Origin of the sequence: Metabacillus rhizosphaerae, from assembly GCF_037201795.1 — a bacterium.
GTDB classification, from domain to species: Bacteria; Bacillota; Bacilli; order Bacillales; family Bacillaceae; genus Metabacillus; species Metabacillus rhizosphaerae.
Genome location: NZ_CP147403.1, coordinates 3,719,312 through 3,736,588, shown reverse-complemented (window position 1 = coordinate 3,736,588; position 17,277 = coordinate 3,719,312). Strand labels below are relative to the sequence as shown.

General features: G+C 35.5%; 12 protein-coding genes and 1 riboswitch. Of the genes, 3 read left to right on the top strand and 9 right to left on the bottom strand.

Annotated elements, in window-relative coordinates:
- Nucleotides 1–27: 27 nt before the first annotated feature.
- The 4 genes from WCV66_RS18280 to WCV66_RS18265 form a co-directional block, all read right to left on the bottom strand.
- Nucleotides 28–894 carry a pentapeptide repeat-containing protein gene (locus WCV66_RS18280; RefSeq protein ID WP_338786422.1) on the bottom strand — a complete coding sequence of 289 codons (867 nt, stop codon included), beginning with the start codon at nucleotides 892–894 and terminating at the stop codon, nucleotides 28–30.
- Nucleotides 895–1,075: 181 nt separating this feature from the next.
- A complete protein-coding gene (locus tag WCV66_RS18275; RefSeq protein ID WP_338786421.1) occupies nucleotides 1,076–1,324 on the bottom strand; it encodes a hypothetical protein in 249 nt (82 codons plus the stop codon).
- A 61-nt stretch (nucleotides 1,325–1,385) separates the two neighbouring features.
- Nucleotides 1,386–2,318 carry a D-2-hydroxyacid dehydrogenase gene (locus WCV66_RS18270; protein ID WP_338786420.1) on the bottom strand — a complete coding sequence of 311 codons (933 nt, stop codon included), beginning with the start codon at nucleotides 2,316–2,318 and terminating at the stop codon, nucleotides 1,386–1,388.
- Between the two features lie 158 nt (nucleotides 2,319–2,476).
- Nucleotides 2,477–4,165, bottom strand: coding sequence for a methyl-accepting chemotaxis protein (locus tag WCV66_RS18265; RefSeq protein ID WP_338786419.1), 1,689 nt, complete (start codon nucleotides 4,163–4,165; stop codon nucleotides 2,477–2,479).
- Nucleotides 4,166–5,036: 871 nt separating this feature from the next.
- Here WCV66_RS18265 and guaC point away from each other — a divergent pair.
- Nucleotides 5,037–6,020 carry a GMP reductase gene (gene guaC, locus WCV66_RS18260; protein ID WP_066340786.1) on the top strand — a complete coding sequence of 328 codons (984 nt, stop codon included), beginning with the start codon at nucleotides 5,037–5,039 and terminating at the stop codon, nucleotides 6,018–6,020.
- Nucleotides 6,021–6,209: 189 nt separating this feature from the next.
- On the opposite strand, the gene WCV66_RS18255 is transcribed toward guaC, so the two are convergent.
- On the bottom strand, nucleotides 6,210–7,409 hold the full coding sequence (locus WCV66_RS18255) for a phosphoglycerate dehydrogenase (RefSeq protein WP_185653214.1): 1,200 nt from the start codon (nucleotides 7,407–7,409) through the stop codon (nucleotides 6,210–6,212).
- A 140-nt stretch (nucleotides 7,410–7,549) separates the two neighbouring features.
- A riboswitch (ZMP/ZTP riboswitch) is annotated at nucleotides 7,550–7,628 on the bottom strand.
- Nucleotides 7,629–7,965: 337 nt separating this feature from the next.
- Entirely contained in the window at nucleotides 7,966–9,756 is a 1,791-nt protein-coding gene (locus WCV66_RS18250; RefSeq protein ID WP_338786418.1) for a LysM peptidoglycan-binding domain-containing protein, read from the bottom strand.
- Between the two features lie 304 nt (nucleotides 9,757–10,060).
- On the opposite strand from WCV66_RS18250, the gene ant(6) reads away from it, so the two are divergent.
- Nucleotides 10,061–10,924 carry an aminoglycoside 6-adenylyltransferase gene (ant(6), locus tag WCV66_RS18245; RefSeq protein WP_338786417.1) on the top strand — a complete coding sequence of 288 codons (864 nt, stop codon included), beginning with the start codon at nucleotides 10,061–10,063 and terminating at the stop codon, nucleotides 10,922–10,924.
- 82 nt (nucleotides 10,925–11,006) lie between these two features.
- On the opposite strand, the gene WCV66_RS18240 is transcribed toward ant(6), so the two are convergent.
- Nucleotides 11,007–13,484 carry a helicase-related protein gene (locus WCV66_RS18240; protein ID WP_338786416.1) on the bottom strand — a complete coding sequence of 826 codons (2,478 nt, stop codon included), beginning with the start codon at nucleotides 13,482–13,484 and terminating at the stop codon, nucleotides 11,007–11,009.
- A 473-nt stretch (nucleotides 13,485–13,957) separates the two neighbouring features.
- On the opposite strand from WCV66_RS18240, the gene WCV66_RS18235 reads away from it, so the two are divergent.
- Nucleotides 13,958–14,809, top strand: a complete 852-nt coding sequence (locus tag WCV66_RS18235) for a helix-turn-helix domain-containing protein (RefSeq protein WP_338786415.1) — start codon at nucleotides 13,958–13,960, stop codon at nucleotides 14,807–14,809.
- A gap of 135 nt (nucleotides 14,810–14,944) precedes the next feature.
- Here the strand turns inward: WCV66_RS18235 and WCV66_RS18230 are convergent, their stop codons facing one another.
- Together WCV66_RS18230 and WCV66_RS18225 are read right to left on the bottom strand one after the other, a co-directional pair.
- A complete protein-coding gene (locus tag WCV66_RS18230) occupies nucleotides 14,945–15,484 on the bottom strand; it encodes a GNAT family protein (protein WP_338786414.1) in 540 nt (179 codons plus the stop codon).
- Between the two features lie 235 nt (nucleotides 15,485–15,719).
- Nucleotides 15,720–17,225, bottom strand: coding sequence for a malate:quinone oxidoreductase (locus WCV66_RS18225; protein WP_338786413.1), 1,506 nt, complete (start codon nucleotides 17,223–17,225; stop codon nucleotides 15,720–15,722).
- Nucleotides 17,226–17,277: the final 52 nt, after the last annotated feature.

Genomic DNA, 17,277 nt, shown 5'->3' with positions numbered 1-17,277 from the left:
TAAGCTACTTAAATTAATGGAAATATATTATTTACCTCTCTTAATCCAATGTTCAGGAATGGTTAACGCAGGTGATAGCTTCGTATTAATATCGCCCTTAGCCGAGTTAATCTGTGCTTGAGTGAGAAAAATACTTCCTGTTAGATTAGCCCCACTTAAATTAGCGTCTCTAAGGTCTGCTCCGATAAGGTCAGACACTCTCAAGTCAGCTTCTCTGAGGTCAGATGCTATAAGCAGAGCTCCTCTTAGGTCCTCGCCTCTAAGGTCAGCCCCTCTTAAATTTGCACCGATAAAGTCACTACCCCTTCTACTTTTGATCTGTTGCTTTTGATTTTTATTTTTCTTATGTGAAACTTTTGCACGAACTAGTTCACTAGTTTGCAGAAGTAAGTCATTAACTTTTTTTCTATGAGCTGGTACATTAAGGTCTATGATCGACTTTGGACTTAGACTAGTAAGGTTTTTCGTATCCTCTAAGGCAATCTTCAATTCGTTATAAATGGGTTGAGCAGCTTCTAAACTCAGAGCTTCATTTAAATAACAAAGCATTTCATGAAGTTGTTGCATAATAGGAAATACATCAAACATTTCCTTCGCTAACTCAGGGTTATCTCTCCAGTCATTTCCATCATAGGTGACTTGAGATACCTTTTGACCTGCTCCAAAGCATTCATATACAGCACAGCCACGAAACCCTTTTGTTCTGAGTTTTTTATGAATACCACAGCGATAATTTGACTGCAAGTTTTGACAAGGCGTACCTCCATCTTTATCAAATGCAAAATCAGCCGATTTTGCATAAGGTAAAGCGACACAGCACAATCCAAAGCAATTTTCACAATCAGCACTTAATGGATTATTTATGTATTCGTTATTCATTAATTGACTAGACAATCCTTACACTTCCTTAATTGAGAAATACCTTTTATCGTTTTTCATAGGATTAAAGAATGATAACATTTCAAAATTAATCAACTGGTTGAGTTAGAATTCCACGTTTCGTTAGTTCTTACTAAGATGCTTTGATTGATTCTCATGTTTAAGAAGTTATATGAAAGGCAATGCTCTCAATTTTTTAGAACAACTCTAATTGTTCTTGAACAGTTTTTGTCGAAAATTTTGACTTTTTCTTCGTATTTTCAATGGTTTCCACTGGTGCTGCAACAGAACTCACGTTATTCTTTACGTGTGCAAGATAAACCTGTTCATCCTTACATATGGGACAACGGTAAACCGTATTGGGCAATCGAGACATAGCAAGTTCAATACGCTCCTCTTTGGGCATACCTTGTTCCTTTGAGCATTTACCACATACTTTTTCCATAATTTTTCACCTACTTGATATCATTATACCAAAATAAATCATACTAAAACTCGCAAATAATTTAGTAACCCTTATTCACATCTACCTTATTATGAAGCGGTTTATTCTCTTCAATATTCTTTAACGTTTCAACAAAACATTCTACTCCCTCGCTTGGTGTTGTTACAGCTGATATATGAGGTGTAATCGTGACATGTTTATGATTCCAAAGTGGGTTATCTTCTGGTAGCGGCTCATGGGCAAATACATCAAGTACTGCAAATCTAACTTGGTGTTGATTTAATGCATTTAGTAATGCTTTTTCGTTAAGTGATGCACCTCTTCCAACATTAATAAAACCTGCATTAGATAATTGCATAAAGATCGTTTCATCAAATAGTCCTTCTGTTTCTTCTGTTAACGGTAAAGTATTAATGATATAATTCATTTCGTTTAATCTAGAAATAAGAGCATTGATAGACATAACCTCTTTAAAGTATGCCTTTTTCTTCCCGCTTAAAGAGACTCCATATACGTCTACACCTAATGAGGAGAAAATCATCGCCATTTTTTGCCCAATTTCCCCCGTTCCAAAAACCATAATTTTTTGTTCATTTAATAATTTTGGAGTAATAGGATGCCAGTTTCCTTGAAGCTTATACGCTTGGAATTGGTCATGAAACTGCAAATCTTTTAGGATGTAACTCAAGCAATATTCAGCAATTCTTTGTCCAAAGGAACAAATCGTTCTTGTTAATAGTACATTTTCATTCCAGACGTTTTTAAATAAAAAACGATCGACGCCAGCACCAAGAGAGTGTACCCATTTTACATGATGATAATCAAACGTAGATTTCGTATTAAAAGAAACAAAGGCATCAGCCCATACGAAATCCTCATGATTTACTTCCTCTTCAAGTAAATACCTAAAATTCTTTTGTACTTTTTTGCTTTCAATTATTCTTTTGATCTCTTTGTGCATTGGGCTGACAATTAGTATATTTTTAATAATCATTATTTGCACCTCTTATTTTTAAAAAGCTATTTTTATTTATCTCCTATTAAAATACCTTATTATGAAACAAAAGTCGCTTATCAATTTGGCGGGCCAATTACAAAGGGTAGCCCAATTAGTCAATTCGTTTGACATGTATGGACTACCCTTTAAAAAAGTTACACTTTGAATTGACCTACTAATTCTTGCAGTTCTTCTGCCATATTAGATAATGAAGCGGAAGAAGCTGCGATTTCTTCCATAGATGCAAGCTGTTCTTCTGTTGCGGCAGACATATTTTGTGTACCTGCAGCTGTCATTTCAGAAGCATCACCAATTATTTTAATGGAATATACCATATGTTTTGTGCCCACAAACATCTCTTGAACAGCTGAAGTTACTTCTTGGATTTGTGAAGAAACCTCGAGGACTGCTTGTTGGATTTGATCAAATGATTTTCCTGCGTTATGGACAAGGTTTATTCCGTCTGCAACCTTGTTGGTTGTATTATTCATTGATTGAACGGTTTGATTTGTGTCTGTCAAGATAGTCGAAATCAGTGCAGCGATTTGTTCTGCAGAGGCTGCTGATTGTTCAGCTAGTTTACGCACTTCATCAGCTACAACAGCAAAGCCACGTCCTTGATCCCCTGCTCTTGCAGCTTCAATTGCAGCATTTAGTGCTAAAAGATTTGTCTGTTTTGCAATGGTTGTTATTGTTTCAACAATTTCGTTTATTTGGGTTGAGCGTTCACCTAGTGTTGTTACTTCCTTTGATAGGGTATTAACTGATTGATTAATATCATTCATTTGATTTACAACCGTATCAATTGCTTTATTCCCATCGATCGCCTTCTCAGAGGCATGCATTGCTGTCGTTGTCACAATTTGAGAATTGGATGCAATTTTTTCAACAGATGTTGAGAAATCATTTACTGTTTTAGCTGTTTCCTTTACACTTTGGGCTTGTTTGTCTATTCCAACTGCAACCTTTTGTGCAGTTGAAGCAATTTGATCTGTAGCCCCTGTCGTTTCCTCTGTGCTTGCAGTTAATTGTTCTGCGGAAGCTGCAACCTGCTCAGCGTGGAAACCTACTTGTTTAATTAATTCTCGTAGCTTGCCTACCATTTTATTAAAGGATGTAGCAATTTCTGAAAGTTCATCTTTAGAATTTAAATTAATTTCCTGAGTGAGATCTCCTTCACCTTCAGCTATTTCTTTAAGTCGGTTATTCATTATTTGTAAAGGTTTTATAATTGAACGAATGATGAGAACAGATGTACTTATTCCAACTAGTATGGATAAACTAATAACTGAAAATAATATAATTGTTTCAACTTTTTGCCTCTGATCTAAAAGCTTTTTATCTTCTTCAACTGTATTAGTTATTTCGCTAATAAAATTGTTAATGCTGGGGTCGACTAATTCTTTTCGAATGCTTCTTTGTTCTTCCATATGAACTGTAAGTGCCTTTTCTTTATCTCCACTTTCATATGCAGCTACCATTTCTTTATTTGCGTCAGTATAGACTAATAGGTTTTCTTTAATATTGTGAATTTCCTCGCTATTAGAATGCATATTAGCCATTTTTTCTAGCGTAATAAAGTATTTTTCGATATCTTTTGTTTTCTCTTCTATACCAGGAACTAATTCTCCATCACCAGTTAGTAGAAATGCTCTTTCATCATTTGAAATTCCAGTGAACCTATATTGCAGTGACTTCATAATGAGTTGAACCTCTTCATCTTCTTGCATTTTTGAATACGCTTTCTCCGTTTTTTGGAGTTGAGAGTATGATAGAATACCTGAAATAATTAACGCTGATGTTAAAATCGTCACTATAAAAATTAGCTTTCCTTTAATAGTCATTAAACTACCTCCAACAATCATTTGCTTTATTTATATCGACAAAACCCTTTGTATTTAACAACCAAGTTTGCGAAAACAGCCTATTTAATAATGTTTCTCAACCAATAAAAAATGAGCAGATCAATTCTAAATGATCTGCTCATTAAAGTAATGCATCTGCTTGAACGATCTTGACGGTTAGATGATTTTTTGATGATAAATCAATTTCATATGGTTGTATTTTTTCGCCTTCTTCATCACTGATAACTCGTATCTCAGGACGACCGACTGAATGAAAATTATATTTCGAAACAATTCCAGTTCTGCCATCATTTAATTTTACAGTTAGACCTTGTGGATAAATGGCAATACAATTTTTAAATAATTGAATCTGGTTCGTTTCAAATTGTGTTCCGCTACCGGAATAATAGATTTACCTAATTTAATTCCCGACTGACATCTATGTAACGTAACTAAACGCATTTTCTTTCTTTTCTCCTATCCTCACACTATTCACTAAAGAGACAGCCTAAACCCAATATGATACTTATTAATGTGTATTCTTATTAAAGATGCATTTTCTTTCTATATTACATCTTCTTAAATTCTTTTTAGTGAATACATAAATTCTTCTAATTAATCCTTTTGTTGAAAAGTTCTTTTTTTATAGATAGGTAGAAAAACCTAAATAAATGTTGCTTTATGTCGATTATAGTAAAATATTACTCCGAATTCAAATAAACTTCAAAATAAAAATCATACTTCTGTTCATAATAAATACAAAACAAGTATTAATATTTTTGACATTCAGTTAAAAATGATGTATATTACCAAATGGTCGAACGTTTTAAATTGAAGAATACTTTAATATTCGTGTTTAGGGGTGTAATTTATGGAAAATGTGTTTGATTATGAAGATATTCAATTGATTCCAGCAAAATGTATTGTAAATAGCCGATCTGAGTGTGACACATCTGTTACTTTAGGTGCACATACATTTAAGTTGCCTGTTGTACCTGCAAATATGCAGACTATTATAGACGAAAAGGTTGCTATTTACTTAGCAGAAAATGATTATTTCTATGTTATGCATCGTTTTGAACCAGAGAAACGACTTGCTTTTATTAAAGATATGAAATCACGTGGATTATTCGCATCTATTAGTGTCGGAGTCAAAGGTGATGAATATCAGTTCATACAACAATTAGCAGATGAACAAATATCACCAGATTACATAACGATTGATATCGCTCATGGTCATTCCAATGCGGTGATCGAGATGATTAAGCATATTAAGAAGCATTTACCTGATAGTTTTGTTATTGCAGGAAATGTAGGAACTCCAGAAGCTGTAAGGGAATTAGAACACGCTGGTGCGGATGCGACTAAAGTAGGAATTGGACCTGGTAAGGTATGTATTACTAAAATTAAAACTGGGTTTGGAACTGGTGGCTGGCAATTGGCAGCGCTTCGATGGTGTGCAAAGGCAGCTAGCAAACCGGTTATTGCAGACGGGGGTATTCGTACTCATGGTGATATAGCTAAATCAATTAGATTTGGAGCATCAATGGTCATGATCGGTTCATTATTTGCGGGACACGAAGAATCTCCAGGAGAAACTTTTGAGAAAGACGGCAAGCTCTATAAAGAATACTTTGGATCAGCTTCTGAATTTCAAAAAGGTGAAAAGAAAAATGTGGAAGGTAAAAAAATGTTTGTCGAGCATAAAGGTTCTTTAAAAGATACATTGATAGAAATGGAGCAAGATCTTCAATCCTCTATTTCTTATGCTGGAGGAACAAAGCTAGAAGCAATTCGAAATGTAGATTATGTTGTTGTAAAGAATTCTATCTTTAATGGTGATAAGGTATATTAAAGGTATTGAGCTATTCAATAATTTTATTTTTACAGCTAGGTGAGCGAGATTCTTTTGTACTTGCTCACCTTTTTTATTTGTAGTAGTACTAGGCTAATTAATTCCTGAAAAAATTAAAAAAGCCTCAACTCCAAATAGGAATTGAGGCTAATTGAAGAAGAAGGTCTTCTTGTTCAATTAATAGATTACTTAAATAATACGAGTTGTAACGATTCCTTCGATTTGCTTGATTTTTTCCTCAAATTCAGGAATGATATCTTCGTTTATTTTATTGTCGATATCAATCAATGTGTACGCATAATCTCCACGACTTCTGTTTACCATGTCAGCGATGTTTAACTGATAAGTTGATAAAGCCTGTGTAAGCTGCCCAACCATATTTGGAACATTTTTGTGGAAAGCTGCTACACGGCGCTTGCCAGTATAAGGAAGAGAAGCGTTAGGGAAATTCACTGAGTTTTTAATATTACCTGTTTCTAAAAACTCCTTCACCTGACGAGATGCCATAATTGCACAGTTCTCCTCTGATTCTTGTGTAGATGCACCTAGATGTGGGATTGAAACAACATTTTTCATTTTTAACACATTTTCATTCGGGAAGTCTGTAATATATTTTCCAACTATTCCACTTTCAATTGCTGCTTCCATATCTGTCTCATTCACAAGCTCTCCACGTGAGAAATTCAAAATATGAACGCCAGGCTTCATGATGCTGAATATTTCTTTGTTGAACATACCTTTTGTGCTGTCCATATACGGAACGTGTACAGTAATATAATCTGAGTTTGCAAACAATTGTTCTATTGTCATAGCGCGTTGCACTTTACGAGACAAATTCCATGCAGTATCAACAGAGATGAATGGGTCAAAGCCAATGACATCCATGTCTAAATCAAGCGCATCATTTGCAACAAGCGCACCGATCGCGCCTAAGCCGATAACTCCAAGTGTTTTACCTTTAATTTCTTTTCCAACAAATTGTTTTTTACCTGCTTCTACAAGCTTAGGAATTTGATCGCCTTCCCCTTCCAACGTTTTTGTCCAAGCAACACCGGCAAAAAGGTTACGTGAAGAAGCCATTAATGTAGTAAGAACCATTTCTTTTACAGCGTTAGCGTTAGCTCCAGGAGTATTAAAAACAACAATACCTTGCTCTGTGCATTTTTCTACCGGGATATTATTGACACCAGCTCCAGCACGTGCAATTGCTTTTAAATTATTGGCAAATTCCATTGAATGCATGTTATAGCTACGTAAAACAATAGCATCAGGGTTATCACTATTATTGTCGATTGTAAAGTTGTCCTTAGTGAAAACATTTAGCCCGACTTGTGCGATATTATTTAAGGTTTTAATTGTTTTTACTTTTTCTAAAGTTGTTGTACTCATAATTTATTTCTCCTCTTTTCATTTATGTTAGTTTTCAAATATTATGAATATTTATTTTACTAGAATAATGGAATTCAAACGAAGTTTCAAGCTTAAATATCATCTCCTAGAAAGCAGAAAGAGGTAAGGGATACTTCCCTTACCTCTGCCCAGGCGAACGGCTACGACACTATGTGCTCCCTCACGGTTATCCGCGTTTCGCCAGTTACACATAGCCTTTTCATTTCCTTTACTTTATCAAAAACTTCTGCAAAGTTCAAGTAGAATTTATCTTTATTTTTGGCTCTTTTCTAAAAGATTGTTGTTTTTGAACAAAACTGATTAGGTTGATTGGATCGGATATGCGAGACTCCTGTGGGAGTAGCGGGACAGATGAGACCCCGCAGGCGCTTCGCGCTGAGGAGGCTCATCGCCCGCCCCACGGAAAGCGAGCCTCCTCTCGCTGCAATCAACCAACCCAATACTATTTTAAAAGCAACAAAGTTTGCGAAAACAGCCTTATTTTTTTATATTACTAATCAAACTAACTCCATAAGTTTAATCTAAAGGTCTCCCATCAATAAACCCTCTTAGCTCCCACATAATATTTCCCCCAATAAGAATTATCCATCGTATATGCAGCAATTCCTTTTGAACTGGTTGCGGAGATAAACTGATTATCTCCCATGTAAAATCCAACGTGAGTAATCGTGCCAGTCGTATTGACTGCAAAGAAAACCAAGTCTCCAGGCTGTAGTTGATTTTTTGCGATTGCTGTTCCTGTTTTATAGAGTCCTGCTGATGTATTACGGGAACTGTCTATTCCATGTTGATTGAACATGTAGTAAACGAATCCTGAACAATCAAAGCCAGAAGGAGTAGTTCCTCCCCATAGATATGGAACACCAAGATAATTCTTTGTATCTTTGATCAACGTTTTTTTGACAATTGCATGTTCTATGGCTGTATTTGTTGCTTGATCGACCTTGCCCGTTACAGAAAGTCCATAATCACCTTGAAAGGTTTTTATTGCTTGTGTTGTGGCAGTGTCGTAGCTTCCGGTCATTGTTGGTACGGCATAATAGCCAAGGGTTTGTAGGTTTTTTTGCACGGTCTGTAAGCTAGTATTTACCGCGGTTGGTGGTAGTGCGGTTTCACCATTGGAAGCTCCTTGTGCATTTGGAATGGATAATACTTGTCCTACTCGTATCGTATCACTTGTTAATTGATTTACTTGCTTTATTTGCTCAACTGTCGTATCGAATCTCTTTGCAATTACAGATAATGAATCTCCTGACACGATTGTGTAACTAGTACTTTTCGGATTCGTAGTTGGTGCTGGTGACACCGATGGAGCTGTATCTACTTCCCCATCCTTTGGAATGATAAGAGTTTGTCCAATTTTTAACTGATCTGTTTCCAGATTATTTGAGCTTCGAATTTCATCTAAGCTAATATGATATCTAGATGCAATTCCCCATAAACTATCACCGGCAACTACAGTATACTTGATGCCTGAAGTAGTTGTGTCTTGAGTTGGTGCAGGATTGGGGATTGAGTCTGTCACATTATTTACGCTTGAGGGAATGACTATTGTTTGACCGATTCTTAAAAGGTCGGTTGTTAAATGATTGGCACTTCGAAGTGCTTCAACAGTTGTCCCAAAACGTTTTGCGATAACAGATAAACTATCTCCAGATACCACAGAATATGTTGTTGCATGTGATTGGGTAGGTTGTTGAGTTATGGGTTGGTTTGTTTCGTTCGTGTTTGCGCCAATTAAAATAGGTATAATCAACTTTTGACCAAGACGTGTTGTATCATTTGCCAGGTTATTAGCTTCTTTAATGGCCGCGACGGTTGTACCATATTTTTTAGCTAACACGGTTAAATAATCACCTGTCGCAACGGTATGAATTGTCTTTGGGATAATTAACCGTTGATTTAATTGCAAAACATCAGAGGAAAGATGATTAGCTTGCCTAATATAATCGACTGAAGTTCCGTATCTTACAGACAAATTCCAAAGCGTATCTCCAGATGAAACCTGGTAAAAAATCGTGTTTCCTTGTTCCATTTGAGTAGTCCCATTCAATTCCTCTGCCTGAACGGACGATGTTTTTGAAGAAAGAGGGATAGATGCTACAACTAATCCACCAAGGACTACTTTAACCATGGTTACTTTTATATTCGGATACCTTTCTTTTACAATTTGTCTTGCTGTTAACGTGATACTTTTTGTTTCCTTTGGCACTCTTCCTAATTCTGCAGCAAACTCAGTTAATTGATTATCGAGGAAGAGGACTAAGGTAAATTCATCTTTTAGAGGATCAAGTTTTCTAAGTTCATATTTTTGTTCAATATCCATGTTTGTGATTCTCCTTATATTACCTTGTTGTATACTTTAGTATTCCTAACGAATAGGAAATCATTACATTCTTGGTAAAGTAACAGGGAATCATTTGAAGTTGTCATTCATTTAATCTATTTACATTGTAGAACAGAGGTCATTTAAAAGAGGGAAAAAGTCACAACAAAAAATGAAATTATCATATATGTTGTGACTTGTTCATCATTATAATAATATTAATCCAGAAGTAGATTTTTATAAAACAGTCTGGCAAAGTGAATGATTATTATAATTTTAATACCACTCCTTTGAGGTGATTATTTTGAGAAGCTACGAAGAAATGATGGACTTAGGGATGAATTTTGCTCTAAATTGCGAAAAAATTAGAATTTTTACGCTTGAAGGTTCGCTAACAAACGAAAACATTCCGAAGGATGAATTTCAAGATTACGATTTTAGTTATTTTGTTACAGACATGGATTATTTCAAAAAAAGTGACGAATGGTTAACCTACTTTGGTCAAAGGATAATCATGCAAAAACCAGAAGCAATGGAATTGTTCCCACCTGAAATAGGTAATTGGTTCTCTTATTTAATGATCTTTGAAGATGGTACGAAAATTGACTTAACACTAATACCGCTTAACGAATATGAAGACTATTTTAAGAATAGTGACGGTCTAGTTGAAGTGTTGTTGGACAAAGATAACCTAATTAAAGAATCTGTTATGGCAACAGATAGCATGTATCATATTCAAAAGCCAAGCTTTCAAGCTTTTGATGATTGTTGTAATGAGTTTTGGATGACTTCTACATATGTAGCTAAAGGTCTTGCAAGAAAAGAAATTTTATTTGCTATTGATCTAATGAACACTGTTTTTCGTCCCAATTTGCTCACCATGTTACGCTTTAAAATTGGAATTGAAACTAATTTTTCTTTAAGTACAGGTAAATCTGACAAGTTCTTAAAAAAATACGTTTCTGAAGCAACATGGAATACATTGTTATCTACTTACACTATGGGTTCTTATCAAAAAATGTGGGAAGCACTTTATACTAGTTTTGAATTATTCAGAGAAACGACTCACTTTGTCGCAGAAACTCTTGATTATCATTATCCTAATTATGATGAAAAAGTTAGTATCTATATAGATGATATTCGAAAAAGGTACCCCTTTGAAAATTGAAGGATGAAACCGTTATGATTTCATCCTCAAAATGTCCTTATTTAAATTGTTAATTAATTGAACGATCTTTCTTTAGTCGATCTTATCGCTCAAAATGACATTCATTACACACTTGAAATTTAAAGCCAGGAGAAAGGCTTTTCCCACAGCGTTTACATCGTTTTTTCTCAATTTGCACACCAGTTTTTAATTGTTCATGAATTTTATCACTGATTTCTTCGCGCACTCTTTCCCAGTAATGAGCTTCAGTCCGTTTCCCTAATTTATATAAAAATAAAAGATGAAGTCCGACCGATTTATAAGACAATTCAAGTTCTTCAAGCCCGGATTCCAAAATCTTGGGATCTGGTAATTCATGACCGTCAATGATTGCTTCTAACTTTTGCTTCCATTGAGCTCGCAAAGTAGGTTCATTTGAAGAAAATGGTAAATGTAAAAACCCATATAAGTCAGCAATTGACAGTTTTGCTTCAATGATTGAATCCTCAATCATTTCGTACAATAGCTTTTCTTCTGATAAAGCAGCTTTTTTCGTACCCTCAGGACTTTCAAATTGTTCCCACAAGTAAAAAAACAGTCCAAGCTTCCGTGAGTATTTTTGGAATCTTTCAAACACAGCTGTTGTTGGGGCTATCGCAAACCCTTGGAGCGGTTCATCCTTTTGTTCGAGGAGGCGAGCCATACTTTTAGGGTTGCTCGTAAACGCCACTTTACCGATATTATAAATTCCTTTACGACCGGCACGTCCCGCAATTTGCTTTACCTCTTGAGAAGTAAGCCATCTTCTTCTTGTTCCATCGAATTTATCATTTTCCAAGAAAACAATTCGCCTGATTGGTAAATTTAATCCCATTCCAATCGCATCTGTAGCAACAATGACCGTTGTTTCCCCTTTGATAAAACGCTGCATTTGCTTTTTTCTTGTTTCTGGTGGCATACTTCCGTAAATCATACTTACTTGGCGACCACTTCTTTGCAGCTCTGAGGCTGTTTCAAGGACACGTTTTCTAGAAAAGCATACGATGGCATCACCTTTCCTAGTGTGGTTTAAGCGAAATAACTGAAACTCTACTTCTAGTGGAATGTCTCTTACATATTCATGAACCTCGACATGTGAAGAACTGAGAAGCTGAAGAATCATTGCTTTTGCGTTAAAACTGCAGATAATGTGTACCTCTTTTGCATTGGCCTTTGTTATTGCTTTATACCATGAGAAGCCCCGATCTTTATCTGCGATCATTTGTGCCTCATCAATGACAACCACTTCATAGAATTCTTTTTCATGAAACATTTCGACAGTACAAGCTTGGTGGGCAGATCCGCTCACTAATTTTTCCTCTTCACCGGTTTTTAACGAACAAGGAACACCTTCTTCATTTAATCTTTCATATATTTCGAGAGCCAATAAGCGAAGAGGCGCTAAATATATCCCACTGCTTGCTTGCTTCATTCGTTCGATGGCCTGAAAGGTTTTACCTGTATTAGTTTCACCAACATGTAAGACATAGTGAATATTGCGTCCCGCTGGTGGATTATATTCTCTTCCAAAAATGTCCTCAATCATTCGTTCTTCTTCTTCTTTACGACGCTTGATGTCCTCAAGCTCTTGCACTATTTTGCGTTCCCTTTCAGAAAGATCCTTATCAAAGATCTCGCGATGGGTCACTAGGTCGAAAGGAATATCAATTAATTTAGTAAGATCAGTAACATATTCCTCTAACAAATCATCAAAGAATTCCTGTCCGAGGTCTACGAAAGGTTCGTACGCTGATTCTTTTAATAATGAGTCAGGTAAGGATTGATGATACGTTTTTAAATACTCCTTAAAAAGATTTGGAGGAAGGTGCTCCTTAAGCCAATTTGGCCCAAAATCAAACAAATAATTCGTAATGAGTCGTTCATACTTCTCCATTACATTTTCATCATATCGATTGCTGTTGTAGGCTAACTCTAACTCATTGTTTAAATAGTTTGTAAAGATTATTTCCTTTGATGATAGTAGAATCCCTTTTTGTTCGATTTCAATCGCAAGCTGACAACCAAGTAGATAGCGAACATAAAGGTATAGATCTTCGTAATGCTCACCTAATAACTGGTCGATATAGTATTCAAGCTTAAGAAGTAATTTTTTTCTTTCTTCACGCTCCTGCTGGAGGTTCAATCGGTTAGTATATGCTTCTCGTGCCTCGACATATTTTTGATTCCATTCTGCTGATTGATTTGCATACAGACTATCCAGCCAGCCAATCAAATCGAATGTTGCTACATCTCTTATTTCGTTGCGGAACATTTGATTAATCAGCTTTTTACTAACCTCTTCTACTACATAACCCTTTTCAAAGAGAAACTGTTTCTTTTCAGAATAAGAAGCATGACTCGTTGTAGAATTTAGCCATGCATTTAACCAAAGTTGATCGAGGTATTGTCCTCTTTCCCTTATATATTGTTCATAAGAAGGCGCGCTTTCTTTTTCTTCTAAGTATTTATATAGATCTTTGAATGCCATTTCTTTCGTTCGTTCGACAGCCTTTTGGTAGTGATTTGCTAAGATTTCGTCCATAATAAACTCCTCATAGTAGCTTAATTTCTATCGTTGCTTTATTAGTTAGTATGTATTAGTTTTTACGATTTCTGTTATTTTATTTGTGAGATTAACATGAAAAGCCTCAATCCCTATAATTTTAATACCTGCCAATACTCTTTAGAAATAGCTTGTGCAGCATTGGATTTTCTGTACCTAAACATATATATGAACATATTAATTTAACTATATTTTATTTCAAGACAAATTGCATGAAAATTTCTATTCATCTGCAAAAAATAATAATGTATGTACATACTACATTAAATAGTTTCCAACTTAACTAAGCTAGTTGAAACGCTTATTATTCCATTGACAATATGATCTGAAATTTTTTCATACTAAAAAATAAAAAAATTTATTTTTAACGCTACTTTAGCTCCTCTAAAACCCTATATAGAAAGTGAAAGAATGTTTATTTCACTTACTGATTATTTAGGAGGAGAAAACTCATGGAAAAACTAAACTATGAAATCATTCAAAGCTACCAATCTTTTAAGACGATTGAAGAAATGGACCAAGCAGTGCGCGGATTTTTATATAAACATAAAGCTTCTTTATCAGAGGGTATGATCAAAGTATTAACTTTTATCTGGAGACATTCAGTAAAGGTGATTGGTGTCTCCTTTGCCAAGTACGATACTATTGCAAAAGGTGTGGAGCTAAGCCGAAGAACCGTGATTCGCGCTGTTAATAAGCTTGAAAGCCTTGGCATGATTATGAAAATCCCAACTGCTAGAATGAACGGCAAGCAAGGAGTTAATCTACTTGTCATCCAACCTTTTCAGACGATTGATAATTTAAAAAATAATATGTCATCCCAACCTGTCACTGCAACTGTCACTCCTAATAAAACAGAGAATAAGCAAAGCACACTCTATGAGAATAAACAAAAACCTAATAACGTAAGAGGTCAGGAAAAAAGTGACTTACATCATGAAAATGTTGCTCTACAAGAAAGTTCAGAATCAATGCCAACTCAACAAATTGATACAAGCTTTTTACCTGAATCTATTCACAAGGAATTTATTCAAGCTACAAAGCCCTTTTTATGTGCGGTTGATATTTACAAGCTTTGGAACCGTGTTTTAATTGTTTATAAAAAACTCAAACTCGAACGACATTTGGATGATGTAATTGACACAGTGATTGGGGCATTTAAACAAACTGTTTTTAAGAAGAAAATGAATAGTATCCGTTCTACATTTGAGGGGTATTTCTACAGTGTTCTGTACGGTATGTTGATAGTGGAGAAACGACGGGAGAATAAGCATTTGTTGTTTGATTTTATTGGGGATCGATGACATTGTACGATATTAAAAATAATGTTTAGGTGTCTAGGTGGCAGTAGTAACTACAAATTAATCTCAAGCACACGTACAAGAAGTTTTTATTAATTCGAATTTTATTTATCAATTTCTTCAAAAGGAATTACCGATTTAGTAGCCTCTATTTGTTTCCGACCATTCGTTCTCTAAAATGCTCATTTCCCATAAGCTCCAGTATTCGTTACCAATTTTCCTTGAGTCTCTAAGTAGCCCCTCTTTAATAAATCCTACTTTTTCATAACATGCTATTGCAGAAAAGTTAAAATCAAATACACCGAGACTAACTCTATGTAATTTAAGTTCATTAAATCCCACTTTAAGGATTTCTGTCATCATTAGTTGACCTATTCCTTTTCCCCTTACCTTTTTATCCCCGACTAATACTTTTCCTACTCTTGCTGATTTATTTTTTCTGTCAATATCACCTAAAGATATATGTCCTATTATCTTCCCAGTTTCCTTATCTATAACGCTATAAACTAAAGCAGTAGAGTGATCCTTATTCGCATCTTTAAGGTAATTCTCTAGTTGTTTCTCATCTAAGGGATAGCTAAAATTAGGACCTCCCCATTGAAGCAGGAATTCAGGTGAATCTATCCAATTAATAAGCAGTTTGAAATCAGAACTCTCAAAAAACTTTAATTCAACCATACAAGTCTCCTCTTTAACCTCTTAGTTTACTATCACATATGATATGGTTCCCCGTAGTCAAACTAACTGAAAATTGTAAAAAGAGAACCCTCAATCCAAAGTGGATCAAAGGTTCTGAATTTTATTTTCTATGATCCTCGATTATTTACTCAATTCCTTAAGTGAAGTTTTTTATCCCATTCTTACGGGTAGTAAAACCTCATTTTATTTAATACCTGGTTTCACATCCAAAGAATTAACTAAAAACAGGCTCTTTTTTTTTAGATAGACCAAGCGTCTGCGCTGTTGAAGTATGAATTTCCTGTAGAAGCTCTGGGTTTTCCATTAGTGTCTCCCCATAAGAAAGAATCATTTCCTTGATTTTAGGTTCCCACTCTTTCATATGTTGTGGGAAACATTTATTGATTACCTCAAGCATTACGTGAACAGCAGTCGAAGCACCTGGAGAAGCACCTAGTAATGCTGCGATTGATCCATCAGCGGCAGTAATTACTTCCGTACCAAATTGAAGAGTTCCTTTGCCGCCAGCTTCAGTATCTTTAATAACTTGTACACGTTGGCCAGCTACTACTAAATCCCAATCTTCGATATTGGCGTTCGGGATAAACTCACGTAACTCATCCATGCGTTGTTCTTTTGATAACATAACCTGCTGGATCAGGTATTTTGTCAATGACATGTTTTTGGCACCTGCCGACAACATTGTTAAGAGATTATCCGGTTTTACGGAAGTTATCAAATCAAACATTGAACCGTATTTTAAAAACTTAGGTGTGAAGCCTGCAAATGGTCCAAATAACAACGATTTTTTATTGTCAATAAATCGTGTATCCAGATGCGGAACAGACATTGGTGGAGCACCAACCTTAGCTTTTCCGTACACTTTTGCATGATGCTGTGCTACAACTTCAGGATTATTACACACCATAAATATTCCACTTACCGGGAACCCGCCAATATGTTTTCCTTCAGGAATACCGGATTTTTGCAGTAAATGAATGCTTCCACCTCCGCCTCCGATAAAGACGAATTTTGCAGTATGGCGTTCGACAGTACCGCTTTCTGAATTCCGCACTTTCAATTCCCAAAAGCCGTCGCTAGTACGTTTAATATCATTAACACTATGGTTATAGTTTATTTCGACATTTTTACTCTCTAAGTGTTCAAACAACATGCGTGTTAATGCGCCAAAATTAACATCAGTTCCAGAGTCAATTTTTGTTGCCGCTATCGGTTCATTCGATGCGCGTTCTTGCATAATAAGCGGAATCCATTCCATCAGTTTTTTTGGATCATCGGAAAATTCCATCCCTTGGAATAGCGGATTATTTGACAGCGCTTCAAAACGTTTCTTTAAAAAAGTTACATTTTGTTCCCCTTGTACCAAACTCATATGAGGCAATGGCATGATAAAGTCCTGTGGATTATGTATCAGCTTTTTCTTTACAAGATAAGACCAAAACTGCATTGAAACCTGAAACTGTTCATTAATGTTTATAGCTTTACTAATATCTACTGTACCATCTGGTTTTTCAACCGTGTAGTTAAGCTCACACAATGCAGCATGCCCCGTACCTGCATTATTCCACTCGTTAGAGCTTTCCTCTCCTGCATTCGCAAGTTTCTCAAACATTGTAATATTCCATTCCGGTACTAATTCTTTCAAGAGTGTCCCTAATGTTGCACTCATGACTCCGGCGCCAATTAAAATGACGTCTGTTTTAGTTTCTCTGATGCTCATTTTTAACCAACCTTTTCCCCTGAAATTTACAGAAAAAGCGCCACACCAAGCT